A 22825-nucleotide genomic window follows, 5' to 3' on the forward strand; every position below is an offset into this window, starting at 1 on the left:
AGTTCCCAGCGTATCTCTGTCCGAATCGTATTGAAGCCCCACGAAACGCAACTTAACTTTCCAAGCATGGAAACAGAAGTGGTGCTCGATGTCGATGGGCTGCGCATGCGCTACGGGAGCAGCGACGTCCTGAACGGGGTGTCGTTCCAGGCGCGGAGCGGGGAGGTGGTCGCGCTGCTAGGGCCCAATGGGGCAGGGAAGACCACCACGATTGAGATCTTGGAGGGCTTCAGGACGCGCTCAGCGGGCCGCGTCGAGGTGCTCGGCACCGACCCGGCACGAGCGGACGAACGGTGGCGGGCACGGGTCGGCGTCGTGCTCCAGTCCTGGCGGGATCACGGCAACTGGCGGGTCCGCGAGCTGCTCGCGCACCTGGCGTCGTACTACCTGCCGTACCGGCGGCCGTGGGACGCCGACGCGCTGATCGGCACGGTCGGGCTGGCCGACCACGCGAACCAGAAGATCAAGACGTTGTCGGGCGGCCAACGCCGCAGGCTGGACGTGGCGATCGGCATTGTCGGCAGCCCCGACGTGCTGTTCCTGGACGAGCCGACGGCGGGCTTCGATCCCAAGGCACGGCAGGAGTTCCACGAGCTCGTGCGGCGGCTGGACACCACGGTCCTGCTGACGACGCACGACCTCGGGGAGGCCGAGAAGCTCGCGGACCGCATCGTGATCCTGGCGGGCGGCGCGGTCATCGCGGACGGCTCGGTGCCGGAGCTGGCGCTGCGGATCGCGGGCGAGGACGAGGTGCGCTGGCGCCAGAACGGAAAGCGGCACGTCGTCTCGACCTCGGACTCGACCACGTTCGTGCGCGAGCTCTTCAGCCGCCACGGCGAGGCGATCGGAGAACTGGAGGTCCACCGGGCCTCGCTGGAGGACACCTACCTCACGCTCGTGCGCGAGTACGAGGAGGCGGGCCGATGATCACGGGTTGGCGGCGTGGCCTGATCGAGCTGCGGCAGTCGTTCACCAACGGCACCGAGCTGTTCTCGCACTTCCTGTGGCCGGTGCTGCTGCTGATCGTCCTGTGGTTCATGCGAGATCGCGACTTCGGGACCAGCGGCTACGCGCTCGGCACGCTCGTACTGCCGAGCATGCTCGGGATGAACGCGGCGATGGGCATGGTCAGCATGAGCCAGCAGCTCACCGCCGACCGCGAGGACGGCACGCTCCTGCGCGCCAAGGCGACCCCGGACGGGATGCGCGGCTACCTCACAGGAAAGATCGTCTCAGTGTCAGGCGGCCTGCTCGCAGACCTGGCGATCCTGCTCATACCCGGGATGGTCATCATCGGCGGTCTGGCGACCGGCGTGGAGTCCTGGGTGACGCTGGTGTGGGTGCTGGCGCTCGGCCTGGTCGCCACACTCCCCATCGGCGCGGTGCTGGGCTCGATCTTCGCCACCGCCCGCGCCCAAGGCCTGATCCAGCTGCCCATCCTCGGCATGATCGCGATTTCCGGGATCTTCTACCCGATCACCTCGTTGCCGGTCTGGGTGCAGTGGATCGCGCAGGTGTTCCCCGTCTACTGGCTCGGCCTCGGCACGCGGTCGGCACTGCTCCCCGACGACGCGGTCACCATCGAGATCGGTGACTCGTGGCGGCACTGGGAGACCGTCGGCGTGCTCGGCGCATGGGCCGTGCTCGGCCTGATCGTCGCGCCCATCGTCCTGCGCCGCATGGCCCGCCGAGAGTCGGGCTCAAGCGTCGCCGAACGCCGCGAACGCGCTCTCCGCCGAGTCGGCTGACCTCGCGTGCTAGCGTTCGTCCGCCGTCAATCCGCCGCCTCCCGGAGGGCACATGGGGGAGACGTTCCCCGAGGTCACGCTCGATCTCTATCTGAGCATGCCCGAGGATCTCGCCAGCCGAATCGAGGTGGAGGACGGCCGGATCATCCACTGTGAGCCGCCCAGCCCGAGTCACAATCGCATCCAGCGCAATCTCGTGGTCGCTCTGCTCGACCTCGCCGAGAAGCATGGCCGCGCGTCCCGGCCGTGCCTCGACGTCAACAGCGGGCTCGACGTCCTCTTCGCCGAGACTCCTCGCTTCCACTACCGGCGGCCGGACGCCATCGTCTACCGGTGCGTTCCGCGCGATCGCGGCGGCGAACGGAAGGACAAGCCGACCGCCGCCGACGTAATGATCGCGGTCGAAGTGGTGTCGTCCGCTACCGTCACCGAGGATCTCGACACCAAGCGTGAGCTGTACGCGAAGGCCGGAATCCCGCACTACTGGATCATCAGGATGGCCGGTGACGACGGCGTGGCGGTGTCCGTCGAGCGGCTCTCCCTCTCCGCCGACCAGACCTATGTGAGTGGCGGCGTGTCGCTGCGGGGCAAGGATCTGCTCGCGGTCGACGTCGTCGACCCGTTCAGGATGGCCGTTACCTGGGAGCAGCTCGACCGTGGGTTTCCATCGGCACGGTCAAACTGAGATCTTTCGGGGAGCGTCATATGGGTGACGCACGAGCCTGATCCCTGGAGGTTTGCCGATGGCCGACCCGCTGCTGCCCGACGATCCCCGGTGGGCGGGGGCGTACGAGCTGGTCGGGCGCCTCGGCGAAGGCGGGCAGGGTTCGGTCTTCCTGGGGCGTGACCGGCAGGGCCGCGACGTCGCGGTCAAGCTGCTGCATTCGCGGCTCGGCTCGAACGCCGTGGCCCGGCGCCGGTTCATGCGCGAGCTGGAGGTCGCCGAGCGGGTCTCCGGATTCTGCACGGCGCGCGTTCTGGACGCCGACGTTCTGGGGGACCGCCCGTACATCGTCAGCGAGTACGTGCGCGGGCCGTCGCTGACCGACGTCGTACTCGATGAGGGGCCGCTCGACCAGGGCGCGCTGATGCGGCTCGCCATCGGTACGGCGACCGCGCTGGTGGCCATCCACCGGGCCGGGATCGTCCACCGCGACTTCAAACCGCCGAACGTGCTCATCGGACCCGGTGGACCACGGGTCATCGACTTCGGTATCGCGCGGGCACTGGACGCGTCGGCGGCGACCCTGTCGAGCGCGGTCGGGACGCCCGCCTACATGGCACCCGAACAGGTGGCCCAGGACGACGTCGGGCCGGCCGCCGACCTGTTCGCCTGGGGCGGGACGATGGTCTTCGCGGCCACCGGTCGCCGGCCGTTCCCGGCGGAGTCGATCCCCGCGCTGTTCCACCAGGTGCTCAACGCCGAGCCTGACCTCACCGGAGTCCCCGAGCAGCTGGCGGAGCTCGTCGCGGCATGCCTCTCCAAAGACCCGGCGCTCCGTCCGACCAGCTCGGAGCTGCTGCACCGCCTGATGGCCCTCATCGGCGCCGAACCACCGCCGGGCGCCGATCCCGTCGAACGCGGCGCCGAGGTGATCGCCGCGCCGACCGTCCCGCCCGCGCGGCCCCGTCCCGCACGTGCGCGACGCCGTCCCTGGAGGCTCGCGACGATTCCGGTCGTGCTGGTGACGCTTGCCATCGCGGTGCCGGTGGTGATCGCCAACTTCGGGCCTGACCGGGGCGCGTCCGGCGCGGACGGCCCCGTGGTCAAGGTCGGCGTGATGGTGCCGCTGACCGGCTCGTCGCGCGCGTACGGCGTGTCCGCGATGAACGCGGCGAAGCTCGCGGTCCAAGATCACCACGCCCAGAATCCGCGGATGCGGGTCGAGCTGGTGCCCATCGACACCAAGGGCGATCCGGCGGAGGCGGAGAAGGCGGCGCAGCGGGCGGCCGGGCTCGCGGCGGTCGTGGGGCCGATGCTCGGTGGTGAGAGTGAGAGGGCCGGACCGGTCTTGGAGCGGAAGGGGCTTCCCAGCGTGTCGCCCTCGGCGCCCGGCCCGCCTTCGGCGAAGTACTGGCACACCATGGTCCCCGACGCGAAGGAGACCGTGACGGCCCTGGTCCCGTATTCGAGCAGTTGGGATGCGCGCGGCATGTACTGGACCGCGGTGCTGAACGACGGCCGGCCGGAGGTGCGGGCCGCCTCCGACGTGTTCACCGCCGGTGTGCTGAAGGCGAAACGGCGGGTCAGGCAGATCCTGGTGAGCCCGCCGGACTTCGCGGGGGTCGGGAAACGCCTCCTGGAAACAAACGGTGTCGGCAATTTCGTGATCGGGGTCTTCTACGGCGGCGGCTTCGCGACGGCGGGCCCGCTCATCGCGCAGGCGCGGAAGGAGGGCTTCAAGGAGCGGTTCCATCTCACCGCGAGCGCGTTCGACGACAGGCTCATCGAGCTCGCCGGCGCCCGCGCGGCCGAGGGCACGCTCCTGGCCTGCCCGTGCGTGGACGTCAGCCGGGGGACGAAGGGGATGCCGAAGGACCTCCTCGAGTTCCTGGCGCGCTACGCGAAGGCGAACGGCGGCGCGCGGCCGGGGCCGTACGGACCTGAGGCCTACGACGCCACGAAGGGCATCCTCTACGCGATCTCCGCGGGGGACACCACGCCCGAGAAGATCAACGCCCATCTCCGGACGCTCGACATCCAGGGGGTCACTCAGCGGATCCGGTTCGACGGCAAGGGGCGGCTCCGCGACAGTATCAGCTACCTCTACGAGGTGCGCGGCGGCCGGTTCGTGCTTGTGGGGCCCGCCGCAGGGGCCAGGCCCTGACCGAGGCGGCCCCGCGTGGCGGGGCCGCCGTCGCTCACTGGTCGGCGGGCGGCTCCTCGTCGAGGAGGTCGTCGAACTCGCCGTCCTTGACCCCGGCGATGAACGCGTCCCACTCGGCCTCGGTGAAGTAGAGGATCGGCCCCTCGGGGTTCTTGGCGTCGCGCATGACCACGGCACGTTCGCCGAAGTCCTTGTGGCCCACCGGGACGTCCTTGCCGTCGATGAACTCGATGATGACGCCGTCGCTCAGGATCGGCTCCTGCTCGCTCACTGACACACCTGCTCCGTTCCGCTGTGTGGACGGCCTCCAGGTTAGTGCGGGGCGGAACGCGGCGGGCGGAGACAGATGATCCCCGGCCGCCCCGAGGAGGGGGGCGGCCGGGGACCGGTTTCGTACGGCGGCTCGACGCGGTTACGGCTTGGTGTAGCCGACCGTGTAGGAGCCCGAGCCGCTGTACGCGTGGATGCGGTAGCGGTAGGTGCCCGCCGTGCCGTTGTAGCTGACCTGCTCGTCCGGGCCGGGGCTCGTCGAGCTGGCCACGGTGGACCAGGTGCCGGACGTGCTCTGCTTCTGGAGGTAGAGGTCGAAGTCGACGCCGTCAGGCCCGTCCACGCAGCCGCGGTGGGCGCCGGAGGCCGAGGAGGTGTAGTTGCCGCTCGGCTGGTACTGGTTGGCGCCACTGGAGATGGAGCCGGTCACCTTGGTGCTGTAGCTGTCGCAGTAACCCGGGCCCGGGCCGGGGCCGTCGCCGGTGATGAGCTGGCGTCCCTGCCCGTTGAGGATCTGCAGTACCTCGGTGACGGGCTGGAAGTACGTCGAGTCGCCGCTGCCCTGGCCGTCGCGGCAGGTGCCGGAGCCACCCGAGGTGATGCCCTGCGCCTGTCCGCCCGTCTCGGTGAACAGCGCGCCGCCGGAGTCGCCCGGGTCGGCGCAGATGTTGGTGCGGATCAGCCCGTAGACGGTGCCCTCCGCGTAGTTGACGGTCGCGTTGAGCTGCTGGATCGTGCCGCACCAGATCTGGGTGTTGGTGGTGCTGCCCGACCGGCAGACGCGGGCGCCGACGGCGGCGGGCGTCGCGCCCTGCACGGTCTCGTACGTGCCGTTCCACTTGTTGACGCGCGGCGTGGGCGTCCACTGGCTGTTGGTGTTGACCCAGGCGTAGTCGTCGCCGGGGAACGAGGAGCCGCCGAACGAGCCCTGCGCCACCTGGTTGGCGCCGCTGGTCGACTCGCCGGTGTCGCCGCAGTGCCCGGCGGTGATGTAGCCGTTGGTCACCGAGAACGCGACCGAGCAGCCGGCCGAGGGCGTCCAGTAGCGCTCGCCGCCGATGATGTCGTACAGCGGGCGCGGCTTGGCGCTGGACTTCACGATGCGCACGGAGTCGACGTTCACGCCGCTGGCCTTCACGAACTTCTTCGCGGCGGCGACGGAACGGGTCTCGACGACGACGCTGTTGGTCTTGGCGTCCATGTACCACGAGCTGACGGACGCCGCGGCCGAGCGTGCTTTGCGGTTGAGCGCCGACTGGGTCGAGACGAGGCTGGCCTCGCTGCGCGCGACGGTCTTCGGCGTCGCGCCCGCCTTGCGGATCGCGGCGGCCGAGGAGGCGTCGGTGGAGGCGACGGTGACGGTCCGGCCGTCGGCCGCGACCCATGCCCCGGCGAACTTCTTGCCGAGGGCCATACGGAGCTTCTTCTGGATCCGGGTCGCCCGGTCCTCCGATGGTGATGGAGCGACGGGGGCGGCCGCCGGCTTGCTCGCCGTGGTGGGGGAGCTTGCGCCGGTACTCGCTTCTACGGGAACCGCCAGTGCCGCGACCAGACTGGTCGAGGCGGCGATCCCCAGCAGGAGCCGTGTGCGAGCCATGTGACTCTCCTGGGGGTTACGAGGGGAGAGAGGGAAGGAGGGGCGCCCTTCGGCGGGAATGTATGCGTGCGCCCGGAACGCGGCAATGAATCATCGCCGAACGGTTTTTCACTGTTGATTGCGTTTGCGTAGAACGATCGCGAACGCACGAGGCGTCATCGGCGAAGCACGAGTGACACCCACGCTGCGGAAGGCACACCATGAACCCACGGAGCCGGACTTGGCCACGGTGACCACTCAGAGCGACGCCGACATCATCCGGGCGTCCCGGCACGAGCCCGAGTGCTTCGCCGTGGTCTTCGACCGCTACTACGACGCCGTCCACGGCTATGCGGCGCGGAGACTGGGCGTGAGCCTGGCCGACGACGTGGCGGCCGAGACGTTCCTCATCGCCTTCGACCGGCGGCAGAGCTACGACGTCACGCGCGCCGACGCCCGGCCCTGGTTGTACGGCATCGCGTCCAACCTGATCGCCCGTCACCACCGGGCCGAGGTGCGTCTCTACCGGGCACTGGCCCGCACCGGCCTCGACCAGGTCGCCGAAGGGCACGCGGACCGGGTCGCCGTACGGATCGACGCGCAGGCCGCCCGCGCCCCGCTCGCGGCGGCGCTGGCGGAGATCGCCGACCGTGACCGGGACGTGCTGCTGCTCGTGGCCTGGGCCGATCTGGGCCTGCAAGAGGCCGGTGAGGCCCTCGGCATCCCGGCGGGCACGGCCCGGTCGCGGCTGCACCGGGCCCGCAAGCAGATACGCGCCGCGCTGGGCGAGACCGACCCCACTTCCCTCGGAGAGGACCTCGACCGATGAACGACCTGGACCTTCTGCGTGACTCGTGGGACAGCCCCGCCGGACCGCCCGCCGGCCCCCGCGCATCGGCCCGTACCGCCCTGCTGGAACGCGCCGCCGAGGCCCGCGCGAACGCCGCGTCCGCAGCCGGGCGGGACACCGGGCCGAGTGTGCGACGCCCCGGGCTGGGTGCGCGCCGCACCCGGCCGGCCGGGTGGTCGTCCCGGCTCGGCGTGCGGCTCGCCGCGGTAGGCGTGCTGGCGACGGCGATCGCCACCGGGATCACGGTCGTGCAGACCTCAGGCGGCGACCGCCCGGTGGTGCCGGGGCTGCCGCCCGCTCCGGTGGCCAATGCCGCGCAGACCCTCGAACGGGCCGCGGCGGCGGCCGAGCGCCACCGCTTCACCGCCCCGCGCCCCGACCAGTGGATCTACACCGCGTTCAAGAACGTCAGGCCCGACTTCACCCCGGAGCCGGGCAAGCGGCAGCCCCAGGGAGATGTCATCTCCGAACGGCAATGGCACTCGGCGGACGGCAGGCACATCGCCTTCATGTGGGAAGGGAAGATGCTGCGCATGAACGAGGGGCCGCCGCCAGGCCGGTCAAAGGCGGTGAGGCCGGACTGGCCGCCTGCGGACTATGCGGGACTGGCCGCCCTGCCGACCGACCCCGCCGCCCTGCTGGAGGTCATGCGGCGGCATCCGTCGTTCACCGACCGGACCAAGATCCCCGTAGCGGTGACGTCCGTCAGCTTCGGGAAGCGGGCCGATGACGGGACCGTCTTCAGGGCGCTCAACTCGATTCTGCGCCTCGGGGTGCTCCCGCCGCGGCTGGAGGCGGCCATCTACCGCGCGATGAAGATGATCCCCGGCGTGACGCTCGTCCGGCGGTCGGACGCCGTGCCCGGACGGGACGTGCTCGCGGTGGGACGGCTCCGCGCCGCCTACACCACGACCAAGCCCGGCTGGGTGATCGACCAGGTGCTGCTCGACCCGCGCACCTACCGGTATCTCGGCGAGCTGTCCGTCCCGGCCCTGGACCGTGCCGCACCCGACTGTGACAAGGTCGCCTGCGACCCGCGGTCTCTCGGGGTCAACGCCCTGCTGGTGCGCTCGGCGATCGTGGACAAGGCCGGGCAGCGGCCACGCTAGAAGTCCTCCAGCAGGCGGGCGGCGGCGATCTCCAGCTTGGCCTGGATCTCGTCGGCGCTCGCGTGCCCGCGCAGCATCTCGATCATCTCCATGGTCCAGACGCTGCCCAGGGCACGGACGAGAACGCGGCGCTGGTCGTCGGCCGGGAGGTCGTACTCCGGGCCGACGGCGGCGCGGAGCAGGAGCCGCGACATCCGGTCGCCGAAGTCGGTCTTGACGTCCGACAGCAGCAGCGAGCGGATCAGCGCCTCGGCCAGCTCGGGCTCGCGCATGAGGCCGCGGGTGGCGCGCATCAGCACCTCGACGGCGCGCTGCGGCGGGCTGCTGGTGCGCGGGGGACGGCGATCGATGCTGTTTTCGAGGAGGTCGAGCTCCTCGCTGACGACCGCGACGACCAGGTCCATCTTGGAGGGGAAGTAGCGGTAGAGGGTGCCGAGCGCCACCCCGGCGCGTTCGGCCACGGTGCGCATCTGCATGGCCTCGACGCCGCCCCGCGACGCGAGGGCCGCCGCCGCCTGTACGATGCGCTTGCGCCTCTGGTGCTGGCTGCGCGAGCGTACGCCCTGCGGGGCGGTCTCTTCCTGGCTGGTCGCAGCCGGCTCTGCGGTCACGGTCGGGCCTCTCTCGCTGTCGTTGCCGCCCCCTAGCCTACAGCCCCGGCAAGAACGTGTTATCTGAAACGTGTCTTCCCCTGCCGGGCGCGGTGTCCTTCACCCGATCAGTTAACCCTGACATGCGTGGCGAATCCCCACGCAACGGGTAGTGATCACCCCTCTGGACACAGACTAGAATCTGTTCTAGTTTTTGCGCCATGACGGTGGCAGCCATGCTGAGGGCGCGGTCGGACGACGACCGGCCGGGCCTGCGCGGCGCCGACGACGGCCGCGCGTGGACGTGGCGCGAGGTCGTGCGCGAGTGCGCCGTCCGCGCGGCCTGGATGGACGCCCGCCGCGCGCCCGAGCGTCCCGTCCACGTCGGCGTGCTGCTCGGCAACGTTCCCGAACTGGTGTTCCTGCTCGGCGGAGCCGCCCTGTCGGGTTCGGTGCTCGTCGCGCTCAACCCCTCGCGCAGTGCCGCCGAGCTCGCCGGGGACGCCGCCCGCGCCGACTGCGACCTGATCGTCACCCAGCCCCGGCACGCGGACCTCGCCGCCGCCATCGGCGCGCCCGTCCTCGACATCGAGAGCACGGAGTACGCGGCGTCGCTCGCGCCGCACGCGGAGGCGGCCGTTCCGGTGGACGGGATCACCGATCAGACGCTGCTAATGCTGATCTTCACGTCGGGTACGTCCGGGCAGCCGCGCGCCGTCCGCGTCACCCACCGCAAAGTGGTCGTGCCGGGCCAGAACCTGGCCGGGCGGATGCTGGACGCCGAATCCGTCGTCTACTGCCCGATGCCGCTGTTCCACTCCGGCGCCATCATGGCGGCCTACGCCCCGGCGCTCGCCGCCGGTGCCGAACTCGTCCTGCGCGAGCGTTTCTCCGCCTCGGGCATGCTTCCCGACGTTCGCCGATACGGCTGCACCTACCTGCACTACGTCGGCAAGGCCCTCTCCTACGTTCTCGCGACGCCCGCCAAGGACGACGACAAGGACAACCCGGTGAAGTTCGCCTTCGGGAACGAGGCCGCGCCGCTGGAGCAGAAGGCCTTCGGTGAACGCTTCGGCTGCTTCGTCGTCGACGGCTACGGCTCGACCGAGACCGCGATCGCGCTGTCACCCGACCCGTTCGGGCCGACCGGCGCCCTCGGCAAGCTGACCGAGGGCGTCAAGGTGCTCGATCCCGAGACCGGACGGGAGTGCCCGCCGGGCCGCTTCGACACGGCCGGCCGCCTGCTGAACGGCGACGAGGCCATCGGCGAGCTCGTCAACACCACCGGCCTCGGGCTCTTCGACGGGTACTACAACGAGGACGCCCCCGACCGGCTGCGGGAGGGCATGTTCTGGAGCGGCGACCACGCCTACACCGACGAGAACGGTTATGTGTTCTTCGCCGGACGTACCGCCGACCGCCTGCGCGTGGACGGCGAGAACTTCGGCGCCGCCCAGGTCGAGCGTGCGCTGGCCGAGCTTCCCGGCGTACGGCAGCTCGCGGTGTACGGCGTGCCCGACGTGGCGGCGGGCGACCAGGTGATGCTGGCCCTGGCCGCCGACGACTTCGATCCCGAGGCGTTCGCCGCGTACCTGCGCGGCCGTGCCGACCTCGGCCCCAAGTGGCCGCCCCGGTACGTCCGGGTGACGCGCGAGCTGCCCGCGACCGCCTCCAACAAGATCCTCAAGCGCCGGCTCGTCCAGGACGGCTGGCGCACCGATGACCCGGTGTGGTGGCGACCCGGACGCGACCTCTCCTACCGCCGGATGACCCCCGAAGACGCGGCCCAGCTCCGGACCGAGTTCGAGAAGCGCGGCCGTCTGCATCTCCTGGAAAGGGGACGATGAGTGGACTTCAATCTCGACGAGACCCAGCAAGAGCTGCGGGGACTCGCCGCCGGCCTGCTCGCGCGTGAGGCCGCGCAAGAGCGCCTGGAGGCCTTCGAGAAAGGCGGCGGCCCGTACGAGGTGGGGATCTGGAAGGCGCTCGCCCAGGCCGGGCTGCTCGGCATCTGCCTGCCCGAGGAGCAGGGCGGCGCCGGGCTCGGCCCGGTCGAGCTGACCGTGATCCTGCGCGAGATCGGCGCCCGCGTCGCGCCCGTTCCCGCGTACGCCTCGCTCGCGCTGGCCGCGGTGCCCATCGCGCGGCACGGGACCGCCGAGCAGAAGTCGCTCCTCGCCCCGCTGAACGAAGGTGAGACCGTCCTCACCGGCGCCTACCGCGAGGTCGGCCCCGCCGGGGTCGTCGCGACGACCGCCCGGCGCGACGGCGACGCGTTCGTCCTGACCGGAGTCAAGACCTTCGTCCCGTACGCGGCGGAAGCCGCCCGCATCCTCATCCCAGCGCAGGTCGAAGGGGAGGGCATCGGGGCCTTCCTCGTGGAGCCCGCGGCGGTCTCGATCACGCCTCATCCGTCCGCGACGACCGAGCCGCTGGCGCGCGTCGAACTGGACGGGGTGCGGGTCGGCGCGGACGCGCTGCTCGGCGGCGTCGCGGACGGCGCGGCCTGGGAGACGCTGCGGCGATCGGCGGTCGCCGGGGCGGTGGCGCTGTCGTCCGGCGTGATCGAGGGCGCGCTCAACCTCACCACCGAGTACGTCAAGACGCGCGAGCAGTTCGAACGTCCGCTGGCGCAGTTCCAGGCCGTGACCATGCAGATCGGCGACGTCTATATCGCCAAGCGCGCACTGGACGTGGCGGTGTGGGCGGGCGCCTGGCGGCTGGCCGAGGGCTCCGGCGACATCGACGAGGTGCTCGCGATCGCCTCGTTCAACGCCGCCGACCCGGTGGTCAAGGCGCTCTACACCTGCCAGCACCTGCACGGCGGGATCGGGCTGGACGTCACCTATCCGCTGCACCGGTACTTCGCCTGGGCCAAGCACTGCGGGCATCTGCTCGGCGGTGCCGAAGACCAGCTCGACATGCTCGGCGTCCTTGTCGCCGCACGGGAGGCGTAAGTTGTTCATCGATCTGACCGACGAGCAGAAGAAGCTGCGCGCCGAACTGCGCGACTACTTCCGCGGCTGCCTGAGCCCCGGGCAGCGTGCCCAGATCGCGGACGATCCGTTCGGCGAGCACTACATGGAGCACTGCAAGCGCCTCGGCCGCGACGGCATGCTCGGCGTCGCGCTGCCCACCGAGTACGGCGGGCGCGGCTTCGGCCCGATGGAACAGCAGATCTTCGCCAACGAGATCGCCCGCGCCGAGGTGCCGTACCCGATCATCACGCTCAACTCGGTGGCGCCGACGATCCTGCAGTACGGCACGGACGAGCAGAAGTCGTTCTTCCTACCGAAGATCCTCGCGGGCGAGTGCCACTTCGCGATCGGCTACAGCGAGCCGGGCGCGGGCACCGACCTGGCGTCGCTGCGCACCACCGCGGTCAAGGACGGCGATCACTACGTCGTCAACGGGCAGAAGATCTTCACCTCGGGCGCGCACTACAGCGACTACATCTGGCTGGCCGCGCGCACCGATCCGGATGCCAAGAAGCACAAGGGCATCTCGATGCTCATCGTGGACTGCGAGGACCCCGGCTTCTCGTGGACGCCGATCGTGACGATGGACGGGCGGCACCACACCAACTCCACGTACTACCAGGACGTGCGGGTGCCGCTGGACATGCTCATCGGCGAGGAGAACAAGGGCTGGGACCTCATCGTCAACCAGCTCAACCACGAACGCGTGACGCTCGGCCCGGCGGGCAACATCGGCCACACCTACGACCGCTTCGAACGCTGGGCGCGCACGGCGGCCGGACGCGACGGCGAGCCGCTCATCAACGAGCCCGCGGTCCGCCGCGCGGTCGCGCAGGTGTACGCCTACCTGCGGGTGAACGAGTTCCTCAACTGGCAGGTCGCGGCGAACATGGACCTCGGCTGGCTGGGCGCCGCGGACGCGTCCGCCACCAAGATCTACGGCTCGGAGCGCATGCAGGAGGTCGGCCGGATCGTGGGCGACACGCTCGCGCGCTTCGGCGATCCGGGCGATCCGGTGACGGCCGAGTTCATCGACCGCCTCGACCACGGCGTGAAGGGCGCGATCGTGCTCACGTTCGGCGGCGGGGTCAACGAGATCCAGCGCGAGCTGATCGCCATGATCGGCCTCGGCCTGCCCCGGGCGCCGCGGTGACCGGCGTTCACGAGGAGCTGACGGCGGCGGCGCGGCGGCTCGCGGCCGAGGGCGAACGCCCGGCGCCGCCCTGCCTCGACCCCGTGAACGGCGCGATGATCCGCAACTGGACGCAGGCGCTGGGCGACACCGGCGACTGGGCCGAGGTCGCGCCGCCCGCGATGATCCAGGTCTGGTCGATGCCCGGCCTGGTCCTGCAGAAGGGATCGTCGGCGGCCGACGAGATCTTGCGCATGCTCAACGACGCGGGCTACACGGGCGTGGTCGCGACCAACTGCGACCACACGTACGACCGGTACGTGAAGGTAGGCGAGCACCTGCGTTCCAGCATGCGCTTTGGCGACCTCGTCGGGCCCAAGAAGACCGGCATGGGCGAGGGCTACTTCGTCACGTGGTACCAGACCTGGTACGACGAGAACGACGAGCGCGTGGCCGAGATGCTCTTCCGCATCCTGAAGTTCCAGCCGCGCAAACGCAGGCCGTCCAAGAGCCAGCCGATGAAGCCTGCGATCGGCTTGGACACCGCGTTCTACTGGGAGGGCGCCAAGGCGGGCGAGCTGCGCATCCAGCGCTGCGCCGACTGCGGAGCGCTCCGGCACCCGCCCGGCCCGATGTGCCCGCAGTGCCACTCCACCAGGCGCGACCACATCACGGCGAGCGGACGCGGCGAGGTGCACAGCTACGTCGTGCACCACCATCCGCCCGTTCCCGGCAAGACGCCGCCCTACGTCGTCGCCGTCGTCGAGCTCGACGAGGGCGTACGGGTCGTCGGCAACGTCGTCGGCTGCCCACCGGAGAACGTGTCGGTCGGCATGCCGGTGCGCGTCACGTTCGAGCAGATCGACGACGAGGTCACGCTCCCGCAGTGGACCCCGGCCGACGCTCCCGTGCAGCAGGAGGAGGAGCCAACCGCCGAGGAGCCGCCCGCCGACATCGAGATCCCCCTCACGCCCACGTTCGTCATCGCGACGGCGCTGGCCACGCGGGACTTCACGCCCGTTCACCACGACACCGGGCTGGCCCGCGCCCAGGGGACCAAGGACATCTTCCTCAACATCCTCACGTCCATCGGCCTCGTCCAGCGTGCCGCGCTCCAAGCCCGGCCCGGCGCCGTCCTGGAGAACATCTCGGTGCGTCTCGGCGTTCCCGCGTACGCCGGAGACACCCTCCGCGTCTACACCGAGTGGGCCGACCCCACGACGCTGAAGGTGCGCGGCGCGGTGAGCCTGGGCGACCACCTCACCGCCACGGTCAAGATCAAGGAGAACGGGTGAGCCTCTCAGGTAAGGCCGCGATCGCCGGGATCGGGGCGACGGAGTTCTCCAAGGAGTCGGGCCGGTCGGAGCTGCGGCTCGCCGCCGAGGCGTGCCTGGACGCGATCCGCGACGCCGGTCTCACGCCGTCGGAGGTGGACGGCCTGGTGACGTTCGCGGCGGACGCCAACGCCGAGATCGCCGTGCAGCGCGAGCTCGGCATCCCGGAGCTGCGCTTCTTCTCGCGGGTCGACTACGGCGGCGGCGCGGCGTGCGGCACCGTCGCGCACGCGGCCATGGCCGTCGCGACCGGGCAGGCCGACGTGGTGGTCTGCTACCGCGCGTTCAACGAACGGTCGGGGCACCGCTTCGGGCAGGCCAGCCGTTCGGCGCGGGCGGACTCGACCGGGCTGGAGTTCTCCTGGCACCTGCCGTACGGCTTCGCCACCCCGGCGGCCTGGGTCGCGATGCAGGCCCGCCGCTACATGCACGAGTACGGCGCGACCAGCGAAGACTTCGGGCGCGTCGCGGTCGCGATGCGGCGGCACGCCGCTACAAACCCCAAGGCCTGGTTCCACGAGCGGCCGATCACGCTGGAGGAGCACCAGGCGTCCCGCTGGATCGTGGACCCGCTGCACCTGCTGGACTGCTGCCAGGAGTCGGACGGCGGCGTGGCCCTCGTCGTGACCAGCGTGGAACGCGCCCGCGACCTGCCCCACCCGCCCGCCGTCATCAACGCTGCGGCGCAGGGCACCGGACCCGGTCAGATGATGATGTTCAGCTACTACACCGGCGACCTGGCCGCGCTGCCCGCGATGGGCAACGTGGGCGGTCAGCTGTGGCGGCGGTCCGGGCTGACCCCGGCGGACGTCCAGACGGCGATCCTGTACGACCACTTCACGCCGTTCGTGCTGATCCAGCTGGAGGAGCTGGGATTCTGCGGACGCGGCGAGGCACGGGACTTCATCAAGGATGGCGGAATTGAGATCGACGGGCGTCTCCCGCTCAACCCGCACGGGGGTCAGCTGGGTGAGGCGTACATCCACGGCATGAACGGCATCGCCGAAGGGGTCCGCCAGGTGCGCGGCACCTCGGTCAACCAGGTGCCGGACGTGCGCAACGTCCTGGTGACCGCGGGGACCGGCGTTCCGACCAGCGGCCTGGTCCTCGGCGCGCTCGGCTGACGGCGAGCACGAGCACGCCGGTCAGTCGCCGCGCGGCACCGAGGGGAAGTTGAGCCCGCCCTCCAGGATGGCGAAGGCCTGGTCGACGGCCTCGGACAGCGGGATGTCGCCGCAGGTGTCGCGGTATTCCTGGACCATGTCGGCCGAGGCGCGGAAGGCGCAGTTGGCGGTGGCGGCCACGACATGCGGGCGCAGGTCGACGGCGGGATCGACGCCCATCCGGCAGGCGATGACACGGGTCAGCATGGTCTGCTTCTTCTGCGCGTGCTCCAGGCTGCCCGCGAGCAGGCTGTTGCTGTCCTGCATGAGCATCATCATGCAGTCGAAGCGTTCGGGCGCGAAGCCCAGCTCGCCGCGTTCGGCGGCGCGCATGATCCCGACGATCGCCCGGCGCATCGCGGTGATCACCGGCTCCTCCGGCGGCCGGGCGGCCAGGGCGCTGACCAGCGCGTGGAACTGCTCCTCCTGGAACGTCAGCGCCACGTCCTCCTTCGAGGCGAAGTAGCGGAAGAACGTCCGGGACGAGACGTCGACGGCGTCGGCGATCTCTTCGACGGTCGTGGCGTCGAAGCCCTTCTCGGCGAAGAGCTCGAACGCGGCGTCGATCAGGGCCTCGCGGGTGCGCTGCTTCTTGCGTTCGCGCCGGCCCGGCGCCTGGGGGTCACGACCCGCGGGATCGGCCTCGGGGGCGGTCGCGGTCATGGGCGAAGTGTAACGGGTCGATCATTCTCAGCCAACTGACAGCCGATGAATTCTGTCGTGATCTGAATCATGTCTCTCAATGAAAGTAGGCGTTTGACGACAAGTGTCATTGTATGACAGTTTGGCGGCATCCCCACCAGAACAGCCGTCTACGGAGGCAGCTTCATGTCCCCATCCGCGGGCACCGATGTGCTCGACGCACAACCGCGCAGGCCCCGGGACGGTTCCCGCGGCCGCTCGCCCAGGGCCGGGCACGGCCACCCCTGGCTGACCCTGATCGCCGTCGCGCTCGGCGTGATGATGGTCGGCCTGGACGCCACCGTCGTGTCGATCGCCAACCCTGCGATCGCCAAGGACCTCGGCGCCGATCTGTCCGGCCTGCAGTGGGTCACCAACGCCTACATGCTCACCATCGCCGTCACGCTGATCCCGGCGGGCAAGATCGCCGACCGGTTCGGCCGGAAGGGCACGTTCATCGCCGGAGTGATCGGCTTCGCCATCGCCTCCGTGCTGATCGGCCTCTCGGGCAGCCTCGGCATGGTCATCTTCTGGCGCGTCGTGCAGGGCTTCGCGGGGGCGCTCCTGCAACCGGCCAGCCTCGCGATCCTGCGCAACACCTTCCCCGCCGACAAGCTCAACGCCGCCATCGGCATCTGGGGCGCCACGGTCGGCATCTCGATCGCCGGCGGCCCGATCGTGGCCGGACTGCTGGTCGAGAACGTCAACTGGGAGTCGGTCTTCTTCCTCAACGCGCCGCTCGGCGTGATCGCGCTCGCGGTCGGGCTCTGGGTGATCCGCGAGTCCAAGGACGAGGAGGCGCGCGGCTCGTTCGACGTCCCGGGCGTCGTGCTGCTCAGCGGCGCGCTGTTCGCCCTCGTCTGGGGCCTCATCAAGGCGGGCGAGCACGGCTTCGGCGACGCCGTCCCGCTCTGGTCGTTCGCCGCCGCGATCGTCCTCGGCGCCGTCTTCGTGGCGAACGAGCTGCGCGCCGAGCACCCGCTGCTGCCGCTCGGCCTGTTCAAGTCGGCCTCGCTCTCGGCCGCGACCGGCCTGATCGTGCTCGGCTTCTTCGGGATGTTCGGCACGATCTTCTTCATCACGCTCTACCTGCAGCAGGTGCACGGCATGAGCCCGGTCGACGCGGGCGTGCGCATGTTGCCGATGACCGCCGTCTTCATCGTGGCGTCACCGATCGCGGGCTCCCTCACCAGCCGCTTCGGCCCGCGCGTGCCGCTCGTGCTCGGCATGGCGTTCACCGCGACCGCGCTCTTCGGCCTCGCCCGGATCGGCGTGGACGCGCCGTACGTCCAGCTGTGGCCGTGGTTCGTGCTGATCGGCCTGGCGTTCGGCTTCGTCCTGGTCGCCGGGACCGAGGCGATCGTCGGCAACGCCCCGGCGCAGCTGGCGGGCGTCGCGGGCGGCCTCCAGCAGACCGCCGCCCAGATCGGCGGCGTGCTCGGCACCTCCGTCCTCGGCACCCTGCTGTCCACCAAGGTCGGTGACGTGCTGTACGGGCGGCTGACCGACGAGGGCGTGCCCGGCCAGGCCGCCGGGCAGATCAGCGACCAGGGCGCGGGGCTCGTCTCGCAGGGCGTCGCGCCCGTGCCGCCGGGCTCGTCCCCGGACCAGGCCGACGCCATCACCACCGCCAGCCATCTGGCGTTCATGGACGGCTGGCAGACCTCCATGACCGTCGCGGGGGCGGTCGCCTTGGTCGCGATCCTCGCGGCACTTCTGGTGCGGCGCGGGCAGACGCCGGTCGAAGGCGCCGCCGGCCTGTGAACCCCGTCCCGCGGCCATCGGCCTGACCTTCAGGCCGGTGGCCGCGCGGGCGCGCCTGGCGTCAGTCCTGGCCGGGGGTCGGCGCCGGGTTGGACGACGGGCTCGGACCCGGCTCGCCGGTGGGCGGCGTCGACGGGTTCTCGGTGGGCTCGGTCGGTGTCGGCGTGGGTGTGCCCGGGTCCTCGCTCGGCGGCGGCGTGGTCGGCGGCGGCTCGGTCGGAGGCTGCTCCGGCGGCTTGGTCGGAGACTCGTCGGGCGGGGAGGGCGACTCCTCCGGCGGGCTGGGTTTGCTCTTGTCCGGCGGCGGGGTGCCCGGCTTGGTCGGGACCGGCCGGCTCGGAGAACCGGAGCCGCCGCCGTCTCCGGCGGAGGGGAGCGGTGCGGAGCCCTGGGTCGGCGTGCCGGTGTCACCGTTCCCGCCGGTGGTGCCGTCCAGGTTGGGCCGGTCGGTGGTCTTCTGGTTCGTCTCGGGCGCCGGGCGTCCGCTCGTCGCGTCCGTGGTGCCGCTGCTGCCCGCGGTCGGCTGCAACGAGGAGGCGCCACCGCTCTTGGCCGTCGGCCACGACACGAGCAGGCCGACCGCCGCGGCGGCGGACGCGGCGATGCCGGCGACCGCGGTGAAGCCTTTCACCTTGCGGCGCGGACGGCCCTTCGAGGCGGACCCGGAGCCGATCACCACGACCGGGCTGGGGGTGACGACGCCGTCCAGCGGCCGGGTCAGCGCGCCCTCGACCGCGGCGACGGCCTGCTCGCGAAGCCAGGCGGGCGGCTGGTCGGGCGCGCGGCGGGCGAGCAGTTGCGGGAGCGCGCCCTTCTCGAACGCGGCGATGACGTCGAGCTGCTGCGACCCGCCGCCGCGCATGAGCACGTCGAGCACCGCGCGTTCGAGGCGGGCGCGCGCGACGTTCAGCAACTGGCGGGCCGTGTCGGTGGCGATGCCGAGCACGCGGGCGATGTCGTGGATCTCCAGCCACTCACCCGCCTGGAGCAGCAGCACCTCGCGGTGGTCGGCGCGGAGCGTCCCGGCCGCGCGCAGCAGCGGATCGGTGCCGGACGCGTCGCGGATCACGAAGCCGCGGTCGAGCGCGCCGCGCTCGACGCAGGCGGACCGCGCGAGCGCGTACAGCCACAGCACGCTGTCGCCGCGCGGCGGGTGCCGGACCGTCGCCGCGAAGGTGTCGGTGACCGCCGCCGCCGCGTCGTCCCCGAGCAGGGACCAGCAGTAGGCGTACAGGCGGGCGGCGTGCGCGTCGTAGAGGGTCCCCGGGTCGCCGCGCATGCTGACCTCCGTGGGTGTCCGAGTCTGGGCATTCCGGTGGAAATTGGGACTGTAGTGGACGCGGACCGCCCCTGAGAAGCGCGGTCACCCTCGGCGAGAAGCGGTCACCCGGTGTGGCGAACGCGGTGCGATTGATCACGTTCACGGCGAGTTCATGTCTTTTGCTCCGGATTACTTGATTACTGATCCGGTTCACCAGGGAAACTCGAAACTGTTGTCGAACGAGGGGTTTCGGGATGAACCACGGCAGGCTGTCCGAAGACGACGTTCACCAGTACATACGCGGCGTCTGTTTCAAGAACGGGCCTCCCGGCACGGTCGGCGCGGAGACCGAATGGCTCGTCGTCGACGTCGCGGCACCAGGCGCGCACGTCCCCGTCGCCCGGTCGCGCACGGTGGTGGAAGCCGCCGGGCCGCCGCCGAACGCCAGCAGGATCACCTACGAGCCGGGCGGGCAGCTCGAACTCAGCTCGGCGCCCTTCCCCGGCCTGGCGCCGCTGCACGAGGGCTTGGGCGCCGACCTCGCGCATGTGGGCGAGGCGCTCGCCGGCGCCGGGCTCGCGCTCGCCGGGCACGGCGTCGACCCGGAGCGGGCGCCGCTCTTCCAGGCCGACCATCCCCGCTACCAGTGCATGAAGGGCTACTTCGCGCGGGAGTTCGCCGAGGTCGGCATGGCGATGATGTGCTCGACCGCCTCCGTCCAGGTGTGCGTCGACATCGGCGCCGATCCCGCCGACGCGGCGCGGCGGTGGCGGCTCGCCCACGCGCTCGGGCCGGTGCTGGTCGCCGCGTTCGCCAACTCGCCGCTGCGGGCCGGGCGGCGCACCGGGATGCGCTCGACCCGGCAGGCCATCTGGTCCGACCTCGACCCGTGCCGCACCGCCGCCCCGGTCGGTGACGACCCGGCCGAGGCCTGGGCGCGGTACGCGCTCGACGCCCGGGTCATGGTCATGCGCACGCCCGACGGCGGCTGGCTCGCAGACCCCGGGATGACCTTCCGGGAGTGGCTCGGCAAGGGCGAGCCGGGCCAGGACGACCTGGAATACCACCTGTCCACGCTGTTCCCGCCGGTACGGCCGCGCGGCTGGCTGGAACTGCGCATGATCGACGCCCTGCCCGACCCGTACTGGCCGGTGCCCGTCGCCGTCGTGGCCGCGCTGCTCGACGACCCGCGCGCCGCCGCCGCGGCCGAGGCGGCGACCGAGCCGGTGGCCGGCCGCTGGGCCGAGGCGGCCCGGTGCGGCCTCGCAGACCCGCCCCTGGCGCGGGCCGCGCGCGCGTGCTTCGCCGCCGCGCTGGAGGCGCTGCCGAGGCTGGACGCCGCCGGTCTGGCCCCGCTGGTCGGCGCGTACGCCGACCGCTACGTCGCCCGGGGCCGCAGCCCCGCCGACGACCACCTTTCGCTAGCGGAGGAGAACCTGACGTGGCCCCGATGAAGCCACTGGACACTTTGGACGAGGACGCGCTCAAGGAGCTGATCGCCGGCGAGCTGGGACGGGTGCGCGACCGCAGCCTGGGCCTGACCACCGACGTGCTGGACGAGACGGACCTGACCGGCCAGGTCTCGCCGCTGATGTCGCCGCTGGTGTGGGACCTGGCGCACGTCGGCAACTACGAGGAGCTGTGGCTGCTGCGCGCGGCCGCGGGCATCGAGCCGATGCGGCCGGAGATCGACACGCTGTACGACGCGTTCGAGCACCCGCGCGCGGAACGGCCGTCGCTCCCGCTGCTGCCGCCGCGCGAGGCGCGCGCCTACATCGACACCGTGCGCGCCAAGGTGCTCGATTCGCTGTCGTCGGTGCGCTTCGACACCGACGCGCCGCTGACGTCGGGCGGCTTCGTGTACGGGATGGTCGTCCAGCACGAGCACATGCACGACGAGACCATGCTCGCCACCCACCAGCTGCGCAAGGGCGCCCCGGCTCTGCTGGAGCCGCCCGGCGAAGCGCCGCCGGTGTCGCCCGCCGGGGGCGCTGGGGGCGAGGTGCTGGTCGAGGCCGGGCCGTTCCAGATGGGCACCTCCGACGATCCGTGGGCGTACGACAACGAACGCCCAGGCCACATCGTCGATCTGCCGTCGTACTACATCGACGCGGAACCGGTGACCAACGCCGCGTACCTCGCCTTCATGGAGGCGGGCGGCTATGACGACCCGCGCTGGTGGGACGCGAAGGGCTGGGAATGGCGGACCGCCGGAAACAAACGCGCCCCCGCCTTCTGGACGCGTGAGGAGACGGGATGGGTGCGGCGCCGCTTCGGCCGCGTCGAGCCGGTGCCGCCTACTGAGCCGGTTCAGCACGTCTCCTGGTACGAGGCCGACGCGTACGCCCGGTGGGCGGGCAAACGCCTGCCGACCGAGGCCGAATGGGAGAAGGCGGCGTGCTGGGACCCGGTCGCCGGGCGTTCCCGCCGCTACCCGTGGGGTGACGTGTACGAGGACGACCGGGCCAACCTCGGGCAGCGCATGCTCAGGCCGTCGGAGGCCGGGTCGTACGAGAAGGGCGCCTCCGCGTACGGCGTGCGGCAGATGGTCGGGGACGTGTGGGAGTGGACGTCTTCGGACTTCCACGGCTACCCGGGGTTCCGCTCGTTCCCGTACAAGGAGTACTCGGAGGTCTTCTTCGGCCCGGACTACAAGGTGCTACGCGGCGGGTCGTGGGCGACGCATCCGCTGGCCGTCCGGGGCACGTTCCGTAACTGGGACTATCCGATCCGGCGGCAGATCTTCACCGGGTTCCGCTGCGCGAGGTCGGCGGTGGCCGCCTGATGTGCCGTCACCTCGGTTACCTGGGACCGGCACGCACGCTCAGCTCGCTGCTCTACGAGGGCGAGCACTCGATGGAGCAGCAGTCGTACGCGCCGCGCATGACCCAGGGCAACCTGCTCAACGCCGACGGCTACGGCATCGGCTGGTACGACATCGATGGTGGGGCGGCCAGGCGTTTCCGGCGGTCCCAGCCGATCTGGACCGACGTCTCGTTCCGCGAGGTGGCCGGCGCCGTGCGCGCGGGCTGCGCGGTGGCCGCGCTCCGGTCGGCGACCTCGGGATTCCCGGTGGACGAGTCGTGCGCCCAGCCGTTCCGGGCGGGGACGCGGCTGTTCAGCCACAACGGCAAGGTCGAGGGATTCGCCGGGGTCGAGGCCAAGCTCCGCGAACTGGCCGGCGACCTCGCCGAGGTGCCCGACGCGCGGGCGCCGGTCGACTCGGCGCTGCTGTTCGCCTTCGCCGCCCGGCGGTGGCGCGAGGGCGCGGCGCTCGGCGAAGGCTTGGCCGAAGTGACCCGTGCGGTGTCCGGGCTCGCCCCGGGCCGCTACAACCTGCTCGCCGCCGACGGTGCCGCGCTGGCCGCCACCACCTGGGGCGACTCGCTCTTCGTCCGGACGACCGGGGAGGCGATCTGGCTCGCCTCCGAACCCGTCACCGAGGAGGCCGGCTGGGAGACCGTGCCCGAACGTTCGCTCGTGACCGCCGACCTCGCGTCCGGCGTGCGCATCGACCCGCTTTGAACTTCTAGCCCCGTTC

Annotated in this window: 20 protein-coding genes; 15 read left to right on the top strand and 5 right to left on the bottom strand. The window is 71.3% G+C overall.

All coding sequences use genetic code 11. The features are described from left to right. Positions 1 to 66 precede the first annotated feature (66 nt). From ABD333_RS00165 to ABD333_RS00180, 4 genes are read left to right on the top strand one after another with little or no spacing between them, the layout of a single operon-like run. Entirely contained in the window at positions 67 to 927 is an 861-nt protein-coding gene (locus ABD333_RS00165; protein ID WP_344536482.1) for an ABC transporter ATP-binding protein, read from the top strand. Beyond that, the gene (locus ABD333_RS00170; protein ID WP_344536483.1) at positions 924 to 1748 is read left to right on the top strand and encodes an ABC transporter permease; all 825 of its coding nucleotides are present in this window, start codon (positions 924 to 926) and stop codon (positions 1746 to 1748) included. Before ABD333_RS00165 ends, ABD333_RS00170 begins: the two co-directional genes overlap by 4 nt. A 52-nt stretch (positions 1749 to 1800) precedes the next feature. Continuing rightward, entirely contained in the window at positions 1801 to 2433 is a 633-nt protein-coding gene (locus ABD333_RS00175; RefSeq protein ID WP_344536484.1) for a Uma2 family endonuclease, read from the top strand. Positions 2434 to 2491: 58 nt separating this feature from the next. Continuing rightward, positions 2492 to 4576 (top strand): bifunctional serine/threonine-protein kinase/ABC transporter substrate-binding protein, encoded by a 2085-nt coding sequence (locus ABD333_RS00180; protein ID WP_344536485.1) that lies wholly within the window; start codon positions 2492 to 2494, stop codon positions 4574 to 4576. Between the two features lie 34 nt (positions 4577 to 4610). Here the strand turns inward: ABD333_RS00180 and ABD333_RS00185 are convergent, their stop codons facing one another. Both ABD333_RS00185 and ABD333_RS00190 read right to left on the bottom strand, forming a co-directional pair. Next, complete coding sequence (locus tag ABD333_RS00185) at positions 4611 to 4922, bottom strand: DUF397 domain-containing protein (protein WP_344538769.1); 312 nt, start codon at positions 4920 to 4922, stop codon at positions 4611 to 4613. A 66-nt stretch (positions 4923 to 4988) separates the two neighbouring features. Next, positions 4989 to 6443, bottom strand: a complete 1455-nt coding sequence (locus tag ABD333_RS00190) for a S1 family peptidase (protein WP_344536487.1) — start codon at positions 6441 to 6443, stop codon at positions 4989 to 4991. 229 nt (positions 6444 to 6672) lie between these two features. Here ABD333_RS00190 and ABD333_RS00195 point away from each other — a divergent pair, with 229 nt between their 5' ends. Both ABD333_RS00195 and ABD333_RS00200 read left to right on the top strand, forming a co-directional pair. Next, positions 6673 to 7251 carry an RNA polymerase sigma factor gene (locus ABD333_RS00195; protein ID WP_344538771.1) on the top strand — a complete coding sequence of 193 codons (579 nt, stop codon included), beginning with the start codon at positions 6673 to 6675 and terminating at the stop codon, positions 7249 to 7251. Further along, positions 7248 to 8381: a CU044_5270 family protein gene (locus ABD333_RS00200; RefSeq protein ID WP_344536489.1), complete on the top strand. Its 1134-nt coding sequence runs from the start codon at positions 7248 to 7250 to the stop codon at positions 8379 to 8381. The genes ABD333_RS00195 and ABD333_RS00200 overlap by 4 nt, the downstream gene beginning before the upstream one ends. Here the strand turns inward: ABD333_RS00200 and ABD333_RS00205 are convergent. Then, the gene (locus ABD333_RS00205) at positions 8378 to 8992 is read right to left on the bottom strand and encodes a TetR family transcriptional regulator (protein ID WP_344536491.1); all 615 of its coding nucleotides are present in this window, start codon (positions 8990 to 8992) and stop codon (positions 8378 to 8380) included. The two genes, ABD333_RS00200 and ABD333_RS00205, sit on opposite strands and share 4 nt — an antisense overlap. A gap of 200 nt (positions 8993 to 9192) precedes the next feature. Here ABD333_RS00205 and ABD333_RS00210 point away from each other — a divergent pair, with 200 nt between their 5' ends. From ABD333_RS00210 to ABD333_RS00230, 5 genes are read left to right on the top strand one after another with little or no spacing between them, the layout of a single operon-like run. Next, positions 9193 to 10818 carry an AMP-binding protein gene (locus ABD333_RS00210; protein WP_344536493.1) on the top strand — a complete coding sequence of 542 codons (1626 nt, stop codon included), beginning with the start codon at positions 9193 to 9195 and terminating at the stop codon, positions 10816 to 10818. Then, on the top strand, positions 10819 to 11928 hold the full coding sequence (locus ABD333_RS00215) for an acyl-CoA dehydrogenase family protein (RefSeq protein WP_344536495.1): 1110 nt from the start codon (positions 10819 to 10821) through the stop codon (positions 11926 to 11928). It abuts the gene before it with no gap. 1 nt (position 11929) lies between these two features. Then, positions 11930 to 13102, top strand: a complete 1173-nt coding sequence (locus tag ABD333_RS00220; RefSeq protein ID WP_344536497.1) for an acyl-CoA dehydrogenase family protein — start codon at positions 11930 to 11932, stop codon at positions 13100 to 13102. After that, positions 13099 to 14376 carry an OB-fold domain-containing protein gene (locus ABD333_RS00225; RefSeq protein WP_344536498.1) on the top strand — a complete coding sequence of 426 codons (1278 nt, stop codon included), beginning with the start codon at positions 13099 to 13101 and terminating at the stop codon, positions 14374 to 14376. The genes ABD333_RS00220 and ABD333_RS00225 overlap by 4 nt, the downstream gene beginning before the upstream one ends. Next, positions 14373 to 15539 (top strand): lipid-transfer protein, encoded by a 1167-nt coding sequence (locus ABD333_RS00230; RefSeq protein ID WP_344536499.1) that lies wholly within the window; start codon positions 14373 to 14375, stop codon positions 15537 to 15539. Before ABD333_RS00225 ends, ABD333_RS00230 begins: the two co-directional genes overlap by 4 nt. Positions 15540 to 15560: 21 nt before the next feature. Here ABD333_RS00230 and ABD333_RS00235 read toward each other — a convergent pair whose 3' ends face one another. Continuing rightward, positions 15561 to 16241 (bottom strand): TetR family transcriptional regulator, encoded by a 681-nt coding sequence (locus ABD333_RS00235; RefSeq protein ID WP_344536501.1) that lies wholly within the window; start codon positions 16239 to 16241, stop codon positions 15561 to 15563. Positions 16242 to 16406: 165 nt separating this feature from the next. Here ABD333_RS00235 and ABD333_RS00240 point away from each other — a divergent pair, with 165 nt between their 5' ends. Then, positions 16407 to 18023 carry an MFS transporter gene (locus ABD333_RS00240; RefSeq protein ID WP_344536503.1) on the top strand — a complete coding sequence of 539 codons (1617 nt, stop codon included), beginning with the start codon at positions 16407 to 16409 and terminating at the stop codon, positions 18021 to 18023. Positions 18024 to 18084: 61 nt separating this feature from the next. On the opposite strand, the gene ABD333_RS00245 is transcribed toward ABD333_RS00240, so the two are convergent. Continuing rightward, a complete protein-coding gene (locus tag ABD333_RS00245) occupies positions 18085 to 19302 on the bottom strand; it encodes an RNA polymerase sigma factor (protein ID WP_344536505.1) in 1218 nt (405 codons plus the stop codon). Positions 19303 to 19538: 236 nt separating this feature from the next. Here ABD333_RS00245 and egtA point away from each other — a divergent pair, with 236 nt between their 5' ends. Genes egtA through egtC form a run of 3 tightly spaced genes read left to right on the top strand, consistent with a single transcriptional unit; the run spans position 19539 to position 22809 of the window. Further along, complete coding sequence (gene egtA, locus ABD333_RS00250; RefSeq protein ID WP_344536507.1) at positions 19539 to 20738, top strand: ergothioneine biosynthesis glutamate--cysteine ligase EgtA; 1200 nt, start codon at positions 19539 to 19541, stop codon at positions 20736 to 20738. Next, positions 20735 to 22069, top strand: coding sequence for an ergothioneine biosynthesis protein EgtB (gene egtB / locus ABD333_RS00255; RefSeq protein ID WP_344538773.1), 1335 nt, complete (start codon positions 20735 to 20737; stop codon positions 22067 to 22069). The genes egtA and egtB overlap by 4 nt, the downstream gene beginning before the upstream one ends. Next, complete coding sequence (gene egtC / locus ABD333_RS00260) at positions 22069 to 22809, top strand: ergothioneine biosynthesis protein EgtC (protein WP_344536509.1); 741 nt, start codon at positions 22069 to 22071, stop codon at positions 22807 to 22809. The genes egtB and egtC overlap by 1 nt, the downstream gene beginning before the upstream one ends. Positions 22810 to 22825: the final 16 nt, after the last annotated feature.

The sequence above is a fragment of the Actinomadura fulvescens genome (assembly GCF_039533225.1).
GTDB lineage: Bacteria > Actinomycetota > Actinomycetes > Streptosporangiales > Streptosporangiaceae > Spirillospora > Spirillospora fulvescens.

What these genes read in the sequence shown, in the direction of transcription:
- ABD333_RS00165 (WP_344536482.1), top strand. Translation starts at nt 67, where the DNA reads ATGGAAACAGAAGTGGTGCTCGATGTCGATGGGCTGCGCATGCGCTAC.
- ABD333_RS00170 (WP_344536483.1), top strand. Translation starts at nt 924, where the DNA reads ATGATCACGGGTTGGCGGCGTGGCCTGATCGAGCTGCGGCAGTCGTTC.
- ABD333_RS00175 (WP_344536484.1), top strand. Translation starts at nt 1,801, where the DNA reads ATGGGGGAGACGTTCCCCGAGGTCACGCTCGATCTCTATCTGAGCATG.
- ABD333_RS00180 (WP_344536485.1), top strand. Translation starts at nt 2,492, where the DNA reads ATGGCCGACCCGCTGCTGCCCGACGATCCCCGGTGGGCGGGGGCGTAC.
- ABD333_RS00190 (WP_344536487.1), bottom strand. Translation starts at nt 6,443, where the DNA reads ATGGCTCGCACACGGCTCCTGCTGGGGATCGCCGCCTCGACCAGTCTG.
- ABD333_RS00200 (WP_344536489.1), top strand. Translation starts at nt 7,248, where the DNA reads ATGAACGACCTGGACCTTCTGCGTGACTCGTGGGACAGCCCCGCCGGA.
- ABD333_RS00210 (WP_344536493.1), top strand. Translation starts at nt 9,193, where the DNA reads ATGACGGTGGCAGCCATGCTGAGGGCGCGGTCGGACGACGACCGGCCG.
- ABD333_RS00235 (WP_344536501.1), bottom strand. Translation starts at nt 16,241, where the DNA reads ATGACCGCGACCGCCCCCGAGGCCGATCCCGCGGGTCGTGACCCCCAG.
- ABD333_RS00240 (WP_344536503.1), top strand. Translation starts at nt 16,407, where the DNA reads ATGTCCCCATCCGCGGGCACCGATGTGCTCGACGCACAACCGCGCAGG.
- ABD333_RS00245 (WP_344536505.1), bottom strand. Translation starts at nt 19,302, where the DNA reads ATGCGCGGCGACCCGGGGACCCTCTACGACGCGCACGCCGCCCGCCTG.
- egtA (WP_344536507.1), top strand. Translation starts at nt 19,539, where the DNA reads ATGAACCACGGCAGGCTGTCCGAAGACGACGTTCACCAGTACATACGC.
- egtB (WP_344538773.1), top strand. Translation starts at nt 20,735, where the DNA reads ATGAAGCCACTGGACACTTTGGACGAGGACGCGCTCAAGGAGCTGATC.
- egtC (WP_344536509.1), top strand. Translation starts at nt 22,069, where the DNA reads ATGTGCCGTCACCTCGGTTACCTGGGACCGGCACGCACGCTCAGCTCG.